Below are 14,670 nucleotides of genomic sequence, written 5' to 3'. Positions count from 1 at the left end.
TACCGTCACGGTGGAGCCATGACCGCCAGTGTTGACACCACTCCCCTGACCGTTCCGGCCGCGTCATCTCGCCAGAAGGCGTCGCTGAGTCCGTTGCTCAAACAGGCGACACCCGTGGTCGTCGACCACGCGTTCGGCTCCTGGATTCACGGCACCGACGGCAACGACTACCTCGACTTCACCACGGGGATCGGGGTCACCAGCACCGGCCACTGCCATCCACGCGTTGTCGCCGCCGCACAAGCACAGTGCGCCAAGGTGATTCACGCCCAGTACACCACCGTCATGCATCCACCGCTGCTCGAGTTGACCGAACGGCTCGGGGGCGTACTACCGCTCGGACTGGACTCCGTCTTCTACGCCAACTCCGGGTCGGAGGCCGTCGAGGCCGCGGTCCGCCTGGCGAGAATGGCCACCGCCAAGCCGAACATCATTGTCTTCCAAGGCGGATTCCATGGCCGGACGGTCGCAGCAGCAAGTCTGACCACGGCAGGCACCCGCTTCTCGGCGGGCTTCTCACCTCTGATGAGCGGCGTGCACATGGCGCCGTTCCCGTACGCCTTCCGGTACGGCTGGGACACCGACACCGCGGTCGACTTCGCCCTGAGCGAGCTCGACTACCTGCTGCAATCCCGCGTCGCACCCAATGACACCGCGGCCTTCCTGATCGAGCCGGTCCTCGGTGACGGAGGCTATCTGCCCACCCCGCCGCGCTTCCTGGCCGGCCTCCGTGAACGCGCCGACGCGCACGGCATCCTGCTGATCCTCGACGAGGTGCAGGCCGGGTTCGGACGCACCGGTCGCTTCTGGGGCCACCAGCACGCCGACGGGCTCGTGCCCGATATCCTCATCACCGCAAAGGGACTCGCCTCCGGGTTCCCCATCTCCGCCATCGCAGCGCCGACCGCACTGATGAGCAAGGCCTGGCCCGGCTCGCAAGGCGGAACCTACGGCGGCAACGCGGTCGCCGCGGCCGCCGCCATTGCCACCCTCGACGTGATCGAAAGCGAGGGCCTGGTCGAGAACGCTCGCCTCCGGGGTGAGCAACTCCTCGACGGACTACGTTCTGTGGCAGCGCCTTACAACGGCATCGGGGATGTCCGCGGGATCGGCCTGATGGCCGGCGTGGAGTTCGTCACCGCCGATGCATCCGGCGCACGAGTGCCCGACGCGGCAGCGGCAACCGCGGTGCAGCAGGCCACCACCGCGCAGGGATTGCTGACACTGACCTGCGGACCGGCCGGCAACGTCGTCCGCATGATCCCCGCACTCGTGGTGACCGAGGACGAGATCAGGCTGGGCGTCGAGCGTTTCGGTGCCGCACTGGCAGCCACACTCGGCCAGTGAGCATCGTCACCGACCTCACCACACTCGGCATCGACGCCGACGAGTCGACCCGGCGCCTGGCCGAATACTCCTACGACGCCTCGAACTATCGCGTGCCGCCGATCGCCGTCTCGTTCCCGCGATCGGCCACCGAGGTCGCCACCATTGTCCGCCATTGTCACGAGCACGGAGTACCGGTGACCGCACGAGGCGGCGGAACATCCATGGGCGGCAACGCCATCGGCACGGGCATGGTCATCGACCTGTCACGCCATCTCGCCGATGTCCTCTCGATCGACGCCGACGGCGAAACCGCTGTGGCGGGCGCGGGCATCGTGTTGACCACCCTTGCCGCGCAGGCACGCAAGGCCACCGACGGACGGCTCACCTTCGCCCCCGACCCCTCGTCGGCCTCCCGTGCCACCCTCGGCGGCGCCATCGGCAACGACGCCTGCGGCAATCATTCGGTGCGCTACGGACGCACCAGCGATCACATCATCGAGCTCCATCTGGTGACCGCCGACGGGTATGCGCTCACCGCAACGCGTTCCGGCCTCAGCGCCTCCGAGCCCGACGATGGAGCTGCCGCTGCACGTGCAGCTCAGATCACCCGGGATCTACACGATCTGACATCGGCCAACCTCGGCATCTTCCGCACGTGGCTGGAGACCATTCCACGTCAGGTGTCGGGCTATCACCTGGCAAAGCTGCTCCCGGAGAACGGTTTCGACGTCGCCCGTGCACTGGTCGGCAGCGAGGGCACCTGTGCTGTCGTGGTGTCGGCCAAGGTCCGTCTCGTCCCGGCGCCCACGTCGGCATTGTTGTTGTGCGTCGGCTACCACTCCCCGTCCGACGCGGCTCGCGACGTGCCCGCGATCCTGCCGTTTGCGCCGTCGGCCATCGAGGGTATCGACCGCAAGATCGTGGCCACCATGGCCGCCCGACGCGGACCCGACACCGTCGCCGGTCTTCCGGACGGCTCGGCCTGGTTGTTCATCGACATCGACGAGAACAGCGCCGCAACACAATCCGAAGAGGATGTGCCGGCCACGGCCAGACTGCTGCTCGACCACCTGCGCGGTCAGGGCCGAATGATCGAGGCCACCGTCGTCGACGATCCGGTCCGACGAAAGGCGTTGTGGCGCGTCCGAGAAGACGGCGCCGGTTTGTCGTCGCGCCTCGCCGACCCCGACGACGAGAACGTCGGCAGCGGCTACGAATCCTGGCCCGGTTGGGAAGACGCCGCGGTCGCCCCCGAACGCCTCGCCGACTACCTCGACGACTTCTCCGCACTCCTCGACGAGCATGGACTCACCGGCGTGATGTACGGCCACTTCGGCGCGGGCTGTATGCACGTGCGGATCACCTTTGACCTGCGGACCGAATCCGGTCGCGCGACGATGGACCGATTCTGCACCGCGGCAGCCGAACTCGTGGTCCGCCACGGTGGTTCCCTGTCCGGCGAACACGGCGACGGACGTGCGCGGTCGGCGCTGCTACCCATCATGTACGCCCCGGATATGTTGCGCGCCTTTGCCGAGTTCAAGAGGATCTGGGACCCGGCCGGCACTCTCAACCCCGGCAGCATCGTCGACCCACTCCCGATCACCACCGACCTCGCACTCGCCGACGTCCCGGATCGGCACTGGCCGACCAGTTTCAACCTCTGCCACTCCGGCGACACGCCCCTACCGCTCCCTGAGGTGCGAGCGAAGCGAGCCTCGAAGGGCCCGGCGACCACCCCGCCCGACCCCTTCACCCACGCCGTCCAAGGCTGCATCGGCGTCGGCCGTTGTCGTGCGTCGTCGGGCGGTGTGATGTGTCCGAGCTTCCGCGCCACGCGCGACGAGAAGGACTCGACGCGGGGCCGGGCGCGCGTCTTGCAAGACATGGTCCGCACCGCACCCTCGGTCGAAGAGGGTTGGCGATCAACCGATGTCGCCGACGCCCTCGACCTGTGCCTGTCCTGCAAGGCGTGCTCCACCGACTGCCCGACCGGCGTCGACATGGCCACCTACAAGTCGGAGTTCCTCGACCACCATTACCGTCGCCGCCTTCGTCCGCTCTCCCACTACTCGCTCGGCTGGATGCCCGCATGGCTCCCGACCGCCACCCTTGCCGCGCCTGTCATCAACAGGGTTCTCGCGTCGAAACTGAACCGGCTCATGGCACGGGCGGGCGGTATCGATCCGCGACGTTCCATGCCGCGGTTCGCCACACGAGCCCAACGCCGCGAGCACCTCGGAGCGCTGCCCGCGGTGAACGCCACCTCCGACGTGGTACTCGTCGCCGATTCCTTCACCAAGGCCTTCCGACCGCACGTGGCGACAGCCACCGCCGAGGTGCTGGGCGCCGTCGGCGACGCGGTCGGCTGCACCAGCGACGTCTGCTGTGGGCTCACGTGGATCTCCACCGGCCAGCTGAAACGGGCCCGTAAGACGTTGCAGCGCACGGCGTCGATCCTCGACGATGGAACAGACCGGCCCATCGTCGTCGCCGAACCCAGTTGCGCCGCAGCCCTGCGCAAGGACCTACCTGAGCTCGTCGACACCCCGGCGGCCCATCGCGTCGCGTCGAGGGTGCGCAGTTTCGCGTCGCATCTGGCCACCCTGACCGACGACGGTTGGCAGCCAACAGGACTGCCCCAGGCGGTCACTTTGCAGACGCATTGCCACGAGTACGCGGTGTTCGGTGCTGCGACGGGCGCATCGGCATTGCGGTCACTGGGTGTCGAGGTGCACAACGCCGAGGGCTGCTGCGGCGTCGCCGGAAACTTCGGGTTCGAACGTGGCCACTACGAGGTCAGCATGGCGGTGGCCGAGAACTCGCTCGCTCCGGCGCTGCGTGAGCAACCCGACCGTCCCGTCGTCACCGACGGCTTCAGCTGCGCCATGGCCGTCGATCACCTCTCGTCGGTCGACGCCGCACTCGCCTCGACGCGCAGCGTCCACCTCGCCGAACTGTTGGCCGATCCAGGAGGAAATCCCACATGACCACCATCGAATCCCGCACCGCTCCCGCGATCGACCAGGTCCATCCGGATCTCTTCATCGACGGCCAGTGGGTCCCCGCTGCCTCCGACAAGCGTTTCGATGTCGTCAACCCCGCCACCGAGGAGACCCTTGCCCGCGTCGCCGACGCCGACGCCACCGATGCCCGCCGCGCGATCGAGTCCGCGGCCGCGCACCAGAAGTCCTGGGCCGCGACATCACCGCGATCGCGCAGCGAGATCCTCTACCGCGCATATCAACTCATCATCGACCGCGCCGACGAGATCGCCGCGGTGATGACCGCGGAAATGGGCAAACCACTCGCAGAGGCGAAGGGTGAAGTCGCCTACGGTGCCGAGTTCTTCCGTTGGTTCGCCGAGGAGGCAGTACGCATCGGCGGCGATCACACCACCACCGGCGACGGCGGCAACCGGATCATCGTCACCAAACAGCCTGTCGGACCGTGCATTCTGATCACACCCTGGAACTTTCCGCTCGCCATGGGCACTCGCAAGATCGGCCCCGCGATCGCGGCAGGTTGCACGATGGTGTTCAAACCGGCCGAGCTCACTCCGCTGACCACGCTGATGCTGGCCGACATCCTCACCGAGGCAGGACTTCCCGACGGTGTGCTGAACGTGGTCACCACCACCGACCCATCCGCCGTCGTCACCGAGTGGATGGAGAGCGGCCTCGCGCGCAAGGTCAGCTTCACCGGCTCCACCGAGGTCGGCAAAACCCTGCTACGACAAGCAGCGGGCACGGTGATGCGCACCTCCATGGAGCTCGGCGGCAACGCCCCGTTCATCGTGTGTGCCGACGCCGACATCCCACGTGCCGTCGACGGCCTGATGGTGGCGAAGATGCGCAACATGGGCCAGGCGTGCACGGCCGCCAATCGGGTGTTCGTGCACCGCAGCATCATCGACGACTTCTCCACGCAACTCACCGGACGCATGTCCGCGCTGCGAGTCGGTGACGGCGCAGCAGAGGGAACACAGGTCGGGCCCCTCGTCGAACCGAAAGCGGTCGGCAAGGTAGCCCACCTCGTCGATGACGCGACTCAGCGCGGTGCCACCGTGCGCTGCGGCGGAACAACTTCCGACGAGCCCGGGTACTTCTATCCGCCGACCGTCCTCGCCGACGTCGATCCCGAATCGGAGCTGATGTCCACCGAGATCTTCGGGCCGGTCGCGGCGCTCGTCGGCTTCGGCGATGCGTCCGCACCCGACGACCCGGCCGCCGACGACGAGGTGCTCGCCCTCGCCAACGACACGCCGTGGGGTCTGGTCGGATACCTGTTCAGCCAGGACGCCGACCGGCTCGAGCGGATGTCGTCGGCGATGGAAGTCGGTATGGTCGGCATCAACACGGGTCTGGTGTCCAATCCCGCGGCGCCCTTCGGCGGGATCAAGGAGTCGGGCCTGGGTCGCGAGGGCGGCCGGCTCGGCATCGAGGAGTTCCTCGACGTCAAGTACCTCGCCATTCCCGTCCGGCGCTGAATCACCGGCGCCGATCCGACCCACGATAAGGAGGCTGCATGTATCTCGGCGCTCAGCTGTTCACCGACAGCGAGTACGAGCAGCGCCTGGTCCGGGTGCGCGAACTCATGGATCGGCAGGGTTTGTCGGCGATCATCGTCACCGACCCCGCCAACATCTTCTACCTGATCGGCTACAACGCCTGGTCGTTCTACACCCCGCAGATGCTGTTCGTCCCGATCGAGGGCGAGATGGTGTTCTTCTCCCGCGAGATGGATGCCCATGGCGCGCATCGCACCACGTGGTTGTCCGAGGAACAGATCGTCGGTTACCCGGAGAGCTACGTGCATCGCCCCCACGTCCATCCCTTCGATTGGGTGGCGTGGGCGCTTCGTCAACGACACCTCATCGCACCGGCATCCAAGGCGGGTTCGGTTGGGCTGGAGATGGACTCGCACTTCTTCTCCCCCAAGGCCTATCGTGCGTTGTACAACGCCATCCCGGAGTGGAAGCTCGTCGATTCCTTCGAACTCGTGAACTGGGTGCGCTCGGTCAAGTCCGACGCCGAGATCCAGCTGATGCGTCAGGCCGGCATGGTGTGCTCGGAGGCGATGCGCGCGGCCATCGACACCATCGATGTCGGTGTGCGCCAATGTGATGCGGCGGCCGCCATCTCCCAGGCCCAGATCACCGGGACCGACCAGTTCGGCGGCGACTACCCCGCGATCGTGCCCCTTCTGCCCACCGGCGCGGCTGCCGACACCCCGCATCTCACCTGGCATCAAGGCACGTTCACCGAGAACGAGGCGGTGGTGGTCGAACTGACCGGTGCACACAACCGATATCACTGCCCCCTCGCGCGCACCGTCGCACTCGGCAAGCCGTCCAAGGACCTCGACTACGTCGCACAGGCCACCGCCGAAGGCCTGAACAACGTCCTCGACACCATCCGGCCCGGTGTCGCCACCCGCGAACTCGCGTCGACCTGGAACTGGACTCTCGCCAAGTACGGCCTTGAAAAGCCCTCTCGCCTCGGCTATTCCATCGGCATCGGCTATCCACCCGATTGGGGTGAGCGCACCATCAGCATCCGCACCGAAGACGAGACCATCCTGGAGACCAACATGACCTTCCACATCGTCTGCGGAATGTGGATGGACAACTACGGTTTCGAGCTGTCCGAGTCGGTCCGCGTCAGCCCCACCGGCGTCGAGACCTTCACCGCCTTCCCGCGTGAATTGATCCAGAAATGACAGCCCGCATGCACAATCCGCACAATCCGCTCCCTGAGGTGCGAGGAGCGCAAGCGACGAGCCTCGAAGGGTTGGCGAGAAGATGTCGCCAGCCCTTCGAGGCTCGCTTCGCTCGCACCTCAGGGAGCGGTGAGTGCCACAACCGAGACGAGGTGAAAGCATGACCGCCACCCACACCCCCACCATCCCCCTCGCGGGCCGCGCAAAGGATCTCGTCGGCTCGATGATCGATTCGTCGACGTCGCTCTTGGCCGCGCAGTCGCACGACATCGTGCGGTTCGCGATGGGATCGCCTGCCGACGAAGCGGTTCCGGCCGACGAGTTCCGGCAGATCGCCGGGGAGATCCTCGACAACAGCTCGTTCACCTACGGCGCCACCGAAGGTGAACCCCGACTGCTGCAGTTGCTGGTGGATTACCTTGCCACCACTCCGGATCCGTCGAGTCACGAACGGCTAGTCATCACCACCGGCGGCATGCAGGGTCTGGACCTGGCCTGCAAACTCTTCGTCGACCCGGGCGACCTGGTGGTGGTCGAATCCCCCACCTACACCAACGGCAGTGCGACCGCCCTCTCCTATGGTGCGCAACTCCTCGAGGTCCCGGTCGACGACGACGGCATGCAGGTGGACCGCCTCGAAGACCTCGTCGCCCGCACCCGCCTGACCCCCAAGGCGATCTACACCATCCCGACCTTCCAGAACCCGTCCGGCGTCACACTGTCCGCGGAACGACGCCGAGAGTTGTTGCGCCTCGCCCACATCTGGGGATCGGTCATCATCGACGACGACCCCTATGGTCTGCTGAGGTTCGCCGGCACCGACCTCCCCACCTTCCAAACACTGAGTCCCGCAGATCCACTCGTGTTCTCGGTCCGCACGTTCTCCAAGATCCTCGCGCCAGGATGGCGAGTGGGGTGGGTCGACGCCGACCCGTCGCTGCGCCAGCTGCTCATCAACGGCAAGCAGGCCATGGACACGTGCACCAACGTGCCCAACCAGCACATCGTCGCCGAATACATCGCACGCGGGGGCCTCGACGACCACCTCGCCGGCATCCGGACCCTCTACCGCGAACGCAAGGACGCCATGCGCGCGTCCATCACGCGGCACCTCGGCGACCGGGTGACCACCACCGACCCCGAAGGCGGGTTCTTCCTGTGGGTGACCCTGCGCGACGAGTTCGCCGAGATCGACACCCGCGAACTGTTCGAGGTGGCGCTCGCCGACGGCGTCGCGTTCATCCCCGGACCGGCGCTGTCGCCAGGCGGTCGCTTCCGCAACTCGATGCGCCTGTGCTTCGCGTCGAGTACCCCGGAACGAATCGACGAAGGAATCCGACGCCTGACGGTGAGTCTTGAGAAGATGGCACGGTGAGTGGTGCGGACAATGGCTATACCGGGCTGACCGAGGCAGAGGAAGGCGTCTGCGGCCACATCAATGCCGACACGGTCGCCATGCTGACCGCGTCGCTGGTGGAGGCGCCGAGCGAGAATCCGGGCGGGACCGAAGCCGCTGCTGTCGAGGTACTCGAGAAGGCGTGCCGCGCCGTCGGGCTGCAGGTCACCACCACCGAGGCCGCGCCGGAGCGTCCCAACCTCGTCGCCACTCTTCCCGCAGGTCGCCGGGGTGAGGGCAGCGACGGGGCAATTCAACAGGGGCCGGGCCTGATGTTCCTCGGGCATTCCGACGTCGTGCCGGCCGGCCCCAACTGGTCGGCCGATCCGTACCGGGCCCGCTACTCCGATGGCCGCATCTACGGACGCGGCACCACCGACATGAAGGGCGGGCTGGCGGCCGTCGTCGCCGCGATGCAGGCCTTGCGGCACGCCGGCGCCTACGGGATCGAACTGTCCGGACCTGTTCGGCTGGTGTGCACGGTCGACGAGGAGGAACACGGCATCGGCGTGCGTGACTTCGTCTCCCGCCCCGCCGACCACGACTTCCTCGGCTGCATCGTCGCCGAACCCACCGACCTGCAGGTCGTGCGGGGCTGTCGTGGTGCGTCGTATCTGGAGATCGACGTCTTCGGCCGGGCCGCTCATTCCGGCCGACCGTCCGACGGGCGCAGCGCCATCAACGCCGCCGCACAGATCGTCGACCTCATCCGGTTCGACCACGAACATCTCGCCCTCACGCAGGACGAACTTCTCGGCAGCGGAACCTGGAATGTCGGCACCATCGCGGGTGGCCAGGGCATCTCGGTGGTCGCGCCAACCTGTTCGCTCGGCATCGACCGACGCCTCATGCCCGACGAAGATCCGCACGCCATCGCCGACCAACTGCGTTCGACGATCAGCCGCGCCGGCATCGACACCGACGGCATCACCGTCGACGTTCGCGTCACCATGGAGATGCCCGGGTTCGCCACTCCAGCCGACCACCCACTCGTAACCACCGCGGTCGAAGCGGTCACCAACGCTGGGACCACGACCTCGATCGGGGGTTGGAGCGCCGCCTGCGACGGCGGTTTCGTCAGCCGCGACCTCGGCGTGCCGTCGATCGTGTTGGGGCCCGGCAACATCAACACCGACGCCCACCAGCCCGACGAGTCGGTCGCGGTCGGCGACCTCGTCACCGCCGCTCGCGCCTACACCCTCGCCGCGCTCCGGTTGCTGGGTGCGAGCTGAGCCTTCCGCTGATCGAGCCGATACCGAGCCCCTGGGCGAGGCATCGTGTCGAGATCACTCAACCCTTCAGCTTCTTCTCCAACCCGTGCGCCAACGGCCACACCGACGCCCACAGGACGCGCCCCGCGACGCCCCCGACCCGCGGCCCGACACCCGCCTTGGGTGCCGTCGCGACCGTCCATTCCAGCCGCGAACCGTTGCCCTTCGGGGTGATCACGTAGTCCTCGGCGAACGAACGGATGCCCGGTCCGGTGGTCCCGACGGCGGAGAACGTCATCCGCTCTCCCTCATCCCACCGGTAGAATTCCTCACGGACAGTGAGGAATCCACCCAGCGTGACTTCGCGGATGGCGCCGACGCCCCGCGGACCCGGTTCCCAGTGCGCCCCGGTGACCAGCTTGCTCCATGAGCCCACCGCGTCGTCGGCTGCGAGAACTTCCCACACACGCGCGGGTGCCGCAGGTGTGTCGAAGCCCAGCGTCGCCCGGACCGGCGCCTCGTCGAAGAATTCGTCGCCGACCGTCACCAGCGAATGTCGAGCCATGGTGTCACCTCCCCGGAGCGCCACCGGAGCGCTCCTCCAATCGCACTATGAGATCACGAATACCTTTGTCCCGTTCCAACTTCAGATCGAGAACCGGGTTGATCAGTCCGCGCAGAACCGAATACGCCGTCCACTGCCGCGGCGCGATGACCCTCGCCCGCCGATTCGCAACCGCGCCGACGATCGCCCCGGCGGCCTGCTCCGCGGTGATCCGACGGTTGAGCGGCCAGGGCAGTTCCGCCCCGATCTCCCGGCCCAGTTCGTCGTCGTCGAGCGTTGCACGGGTCAAAGCGGTTTCGACGATCCCGAAGTAGGCCACACCGGCCGACGCGTCGTGCGCCGCCAGTTCGATCCGCAACGCTCGGCCCAGCTGTTCCACACCGGCTTTGCTGATCATGTACGCCGATCCGCCCATGCCGGGCGCGAACGCGGCGCACGACCCGATGACCTGAATATGCCCGCGCGCGGCGATGACCGCTTCGATTCCCGCACGCACCGTGTTGAACGCGCCGAGCAGGTTGACGTCGATGACGCGTCCGAAGGCCTCCGGGTCGACGGTGCGCAAGGTCGCGGGCGGCGGCGTGATGCCCGCGTTCGCGACGACGTAGTCGAGGCGACCGAACTCTCCGACGGCCTTTCCGACCGCTTCCTCCATCGAACTCAGCGCTCGCACATCCGCTTCCACCGCCAGCGCTCGAACGTCACCCAATCCTGAGGCGGCCTTGTCGAGGCGGGCAGCGTCCAGGTCCACGAGAACGACCGCCGCACCGCGCTCTGCGAACAGTCGCGCGGTCTCGAAGCCGATACCTTGTGCGGCACCGGTGATCAGCGCGACCTTGCCGTCGAACCGCTGCGTGCTCATCGGCTCACCAGTGCCCGGCCCTGCTCATCGACTGTTCGGGGACGTCCCGGAAGCCGAAGAGCGAAGTCCCCCAGTCGGAGGTGGCGCATCCGATGCCGAAGTGTAAAGGCGTATCCGGGCCAGAAGGTGAAGTTTCGGCCCGACGCGCTCAGGTAGTAACTGCTGCACCCGCCCTGATTCCACACCGAGTTCTTCAGTCCCTCGTCCACCTCGTCGACGTAGTCCCGCTGTGCCTGCGGGGTCACGTCGAGACTTCGAATACTTCTGTCGCGCATTGCCTTCAGTGTCTCGAGGATGAAGTCGACCTGCGCTTCGATGGTGACCACCTGCGAGGTGTACACCACGGAGTTGGGTCCGAGGATCATGAACATGTTGGGGAACCCGCTGACCATGGTGCCGAGGTAGGCCCGCATCTCCCCTTCCCACACGTCGGCGAGACTCCGACCATCGATCCCACGAACTCGTGTGAACCCCTCATTGGCAACGAGTTTGAACCCGGTACCGAAGATGATGGCGTCGACGCGGTGCTCGGTGCCGTCCGCGGTCACGACACCGTCGGCACTCACCTTCTCGATGCCCGACGTCACGACCTCCGAGTTCGACGCGGCCAGCGCCGGATAGTAGGTGTTGGAGAAGGTCGGCCGTTTACAACCGAACGCATAGGTCGGGGTGAGCTTGCCGCGCAACGTCGTGTCGCGCACCTGGCGTCGCAGATGCGCCCGCCCCAGCGCAGCCGCCGGCTTCAGCAGCGACGGCCGCTGCACCAGTCCCGGGACCAGCATCTCCTGCACCAGATTGAAAGCGCTTCGGACGCCGCGCTGCGTGATCGGCGCGCGCCGGAACAGCTTCCGTACGCGCGGACTCAGCGGCCGATCGGGATGCGGAAGAATCCACGTCGGGGTGCGCTGGAACAGCGTGAGCGAGGCCACCTTCGGCTGGATCTGCGGGACGAACTGCACGGCCGACGCCCCGGTTCCGATGACCGCCACCGATTTACCGTCGAGGTCGTAGTCGTGATCCCACTGCGCCGAGTGGAAGGTCCGGCCGGAGAAGTCCTCCAACCCCGGCAACGACGGCACCGACGGCTCGCTGAACGGTCCGGTGGCCAGCAGCAGGATTGTTGCCGTGCACACGGATTCGTTGCCCAGCCGGTCACGAACCACGAGCCGCCACACTTGCGCCAGATCGTCCCAGTCCGCGGCGATCACGTCGTGACCCAACCGCACATGCGGCGTGATGCCCCGCTCGTCGGCGCAACGTCGAATGTAGGTCTGGATCTCCTCCTGCAGCGGGTAGAGCCGCGTCCACTCGGGGTTGGGGGCAAAGGAGAACGAGTACAGCGCCGACGGGATGTCGCATTGCGCACCTGGATACGTGTTGGCCTGCCAAGTGCCGCCCAGCGCGTCGGCGCGTTCGAAGATCACCAGGTCGCCGAAGCCGGCTTCCTTCAGTCGGATCGCCGCACCGATGCCGCCGAATCCGCCGCCGACGATCGCGACACCGATGTGTTCGGATGCGTTCGGATCGATTGTGTTCACTTGATTCCCTTCACAGATCGAGGACGACGCGGTCCTCGGCGCGAGATACGCAGATCATCATGGAGTCTTCCCGTTCGTCACCGATCAGCACGCGGTCGCGATGCTCCACGTCACCGTCGAGCACGCGCACTCGACAGGCCCCGCAGAAGCCCTGCTGACAGCAGTACCGCACATCCGGTTTCACCCGGCGGACCGCGGCGAGGACCGTCTCGTCGGCGGCGACCTCGACATCGAGCGCGCTGCGATCGAGGCGCACGGTGAACGGGGTGCCGCCGAGAACCGGTGGCGGGCTGAAACGTTCGCTGTGCAGCTCCACCAGCGGGCCCGTGACGGCACGGAATGCGTCCAGCATCGCCGATGGCCCGCAGAGGTACACCGAGCCGTCCGACCCGACATCGGCGAGCAGCTCGTCGACGTTGGGCCGGCCGTACTCATCGTCGGGCCGGACCTGTACTCGCGCTTCGTCGATAGCGACCAGTTCGTCGACGAATGGCATCGACGATCGGGTGGCGCCCGTGTAGATGAGACGCCAATCGGCACCCGCCGCGGCCGCCGCGCGCACCATCGGCAGGATCGGCGTGATGCCGATGCCGCCGGCGACAAACAGGTAGCCCGGCGCGGGGGCGAAGTTGAAGGCGTTGCGCGGTCCGCGGATTCGCACCATGTCGCCGACGCGCAGGTCGTGCATCTCCACCGAGCCGGTGCCGTCGGGTAGCTTGCGGACCGCTATGCGATAGGTGTCGACGTCGGCCGGATCGCCGGTGAGCGAATAGTGGCGCTGGCGTCCCGACGGCGTGAAGACGTCGAGGTGTGCTCCCGGTGACCACCGCGGCAGCGGTGTCCGATCCGGGCGCGCCAGGGTGATGGCGCGGACGTTGTCGGCGACCTCGACGGTGTCCGACACCATCAGACGCAGGTCGAAACCGGTATGGCGGATCTGCGCGGGGGGCGAAAGCCGTTCAGCGAAACGGCTTTCCGCAAAGACCCGGGAGTAGCCGCGGGCAATCCGGCCCATGGCGTGCAGGACGGGCGTCGGGTTCTCGACATCCGTCATCGGTGCGGGCAGATAGTTCACGCCTCCGCCGCCCGTGCCGCAGGCGAATGTGCCAGGTAGCGAACGGCCTTGCCGATGTCGCCCATCCGCGAAGGGTGGAAGCCCGGGCGCAGGTACAGGTAGATCTGCACGAACAGGAACGACAGACCCGGGATGAGGTGTCGGCGCGAGGCCCGCGCGAACGCCCACGGCCAGGGGCGACGGCGCTTCACCGTCGTGTCGTTGCGATACAGGTAGGCCGCGGTGGAGAACCAGAGCAGAGCGAGACCGCTGCAGGCGATCACGGCCGTGCGAGCCCGTCGGAGATAGCTGCCGTCGACATACTGGAAGGCGTCGAAGGCCACATTGCGGTGTTCGAGTTCTTCGGCACCGTGCCAGCGCAGGAGATCGAGCATCGTCGGATCGACGCCGACGCGGTCGAATTCCTCGTTGTCCAGAATCCACTCGCCGACCACTGCGGTGAAGTGCTCGGCGGCCGCATACACACCGAGGCGCTCGGAAAGCCATGCCTTGCGGGCACGTTCGTTGGTGATGCCGTGGTCGCCGAAGATCTTCTGCACCGCGTACTCGATCCGTTGCATGATCGGTTCGATCTCGACGCCGCCGGCCTGCAGGTACTGACGGAAGCCCTCGTGCGACGATGCGTGGGTCGCCTCCTGCCCGACGAAGCCGACGACCTCTTCGCGCAGACGCTCGTCGTCGATGTACTCGAGGGCTTGCGCGAACACGTCGGCCATCGCACGTTCCCCTTCGGGGAGGACGAGGTGCATGACGTTCCAGAAATGCGTGGCGTAGGGCTCGCCGGGAATGTATTCGAGCGGAACCCCGGTCCAGTCGAAACTGACCGGTCGCGCGTTGATCGCGTACTCCTCATCGACATATTCCAGGCTGACGTGTGCAGTACTGACGTCTTTGGGGCTGACGTTCGCGGTCACAGACCTTCTCCTCTCAGAGCGATGATACGGAGATACATATTACATCTCATTGTTTCACT

At 66.7% G+C, this 14,670-nt stretch carries 11 protein-coding genes; 6 read left to right on the top strand and 5 right to left on the bottom strand.

Translation table 11 applies throughout. The features are described 5' to 3' along the window. The first annotated feature begins 18 nt into the window (after positions 1-18). The 6 genes from ACWDTF_RS15660 (at position 19) to ACWDTF_RS15635 (ending at position 9,678) form a co-directional block, all read left to right on the top strand. Positions 19-1,347 (top strand): aspartate aminotransferase family protein, encoded by a 1,329-nt coding sequence (locus ACWDTF_RS15660; RefSeq protein WP_240859385.1) that lies wholly within the window; start codon positions 19-21, stop codon positions 1,345-1,347. Then, on the top strand, positions 1,344-4,319 hold the full coding sequence (locus ACWDTF_RS15655; RefSeq protein WP_449754630.1) for an FAD-binding and (Fe-S)-binding domain-containing protein: 2,976 nt from the start codon (positions 1,344-1,346) through the stop codon (positions 4,317-4,319). The genes ACWDTF_RS15660 and ACWDTF_RS15655 overlap by 4 nt, the downstream gene beginning before the upstream one ends. Then, on the top strand, positions 4,316-5,818 hold the full coding sequence (locus ACWDTF_RS15650; protein ID WP_355275411.1) for an NAD-dependent succinate-semialdehyde dehydrogenase: 1,503 nt from the start codon (positions 4,316-4,318) through the stop codon (positions 5,816-5,818). The genes ACWDTF_RS15655 and ACWDTF_RS15650 overlap by 4 nt, the downstream gene beginning before the upstream one ends. A 38-nt stretch (positions 5,819-5,856) precedes the next feature. Continuing rightward, positions 5,857-7,050 carry a M24 family metallopeptidase gene (locus ACWDTF_RS15645; RefSeq protein ID WP_240859394.1) on the top strand — a complete coding sequence of 398 codons (1,194 nt, stop codon included), beginning with the start codon at positions 5,857-5,859 and terminating at the stop codon, positions 7,048-7,050. A gap of 160 nt (positions 7,051-7,210) precedes the next feature. Next, on the top strand, positions 7,211-8,425 hold the full coding sequence (locus ACWDTF_RS15640; RefSeq protein WP_449754629.1) for an aminotransferase-like domain-containing protein: 1,215 nt from the start codon (positions 7,211-7,213) through the stop codon (positions 8,423-8,425). A gap of 80 nt (positions 8,426-8,505) precedes the next feature. After that, complete coding sequence (locus ACWDTF_RS15635; RefSeq protein WP_449754640.1) at positions 8,506-9,678, top strand: M20 family metallopeptidase; 1,173 nt, start codon at positions 8,506-8,508, stop codon at positions 9,676-9,678. Between the two features lie 58 nt (positions 9,679-9,736). Here ACWDTF_RS15635 and ACWDTF_RS15630 read toward each other — a convergent pair whose 3' ends face one another. Genes ACWDTF_RS15630 through ACWDTF_RS15610 form a run of 5 tightly spaced genes read right to left on the bottom strand, consistent with a single transcriptional unit; the run spans position 9,737 to position 14,611 of the window. Beyond that, a complete protein-coding gene (locus ACWDTF_RS15630; RefSeq protein ID WP_240859398.1) occupies positions 9,737-10,222 on the bottom strand; it encodes an SRPBCC family protein in 486 nt (161 codons plus the stop codon). Positions 10,223-10,226: 4 nt separating this feature from the next. Then, complete coding sequence (locus ACWDTF_RS15625) at positions 10,227-11,084, bottom strand: short-chain dehydrogenase/reductase (RefSeq protein WP_449754628.1); 858 nt, start codon at positions 11,082-11,084, stop codon at positions 10,227-10,229. Continuing rightward, the gene (locus ACWDTF_RS15620; RefSeq protein ID WP_433256427.1) at positions 11,081-12,622 is read right to left on the bottom strand and encodes an FAD-dependent oxidoreductase; all 1,542 of its coding nucleotides are present in this window, start codon (positions 12,620-12,622) and stop codon (positions 11,081-11,083) included. Before ACWDTF_RS15620 ends, ACWDTF_RS15625 begins: the two co-directional genes overlap by 4 nt. A gap of 10 nt (positions 12,623-12,632) precedes the next feature. Continuing rightward, entirely contained in the window at positions 12,633-13,697 is a 1,065-nt protein-coding gene (locus ACWDTF_RS15615; RefSeq protein WP_449754627.1) for a PDR/VanB family oxidoreductase, read from the bottom strand. Continuing rightward, positions 13,694-14,611, bottom strand: a complete 918-nt coding sequence (locus ACWDTF_RS15610; RefSeq protein WP_240859408.1) for a metal-dependent hydrolase — start codon at positions 14,609-14,611, stop codon at positions 13,694-13,696. Before ACWDTF_RS15610 ends, ACWDTF_RS15615 begins: the two co-directional genes overlap by 4 nt. Positions 14,612-14,670: the final 59 nt, after the last annotated feature.

The sequence above is a fragment of the Gordonia sp. NPDC003422 genome, from assembly GCF_053588675.1.
Note: the sequence above shows the minus strand (reverse complement) of the source record. Positions and strands in the feature narration are given on the sequence as shown.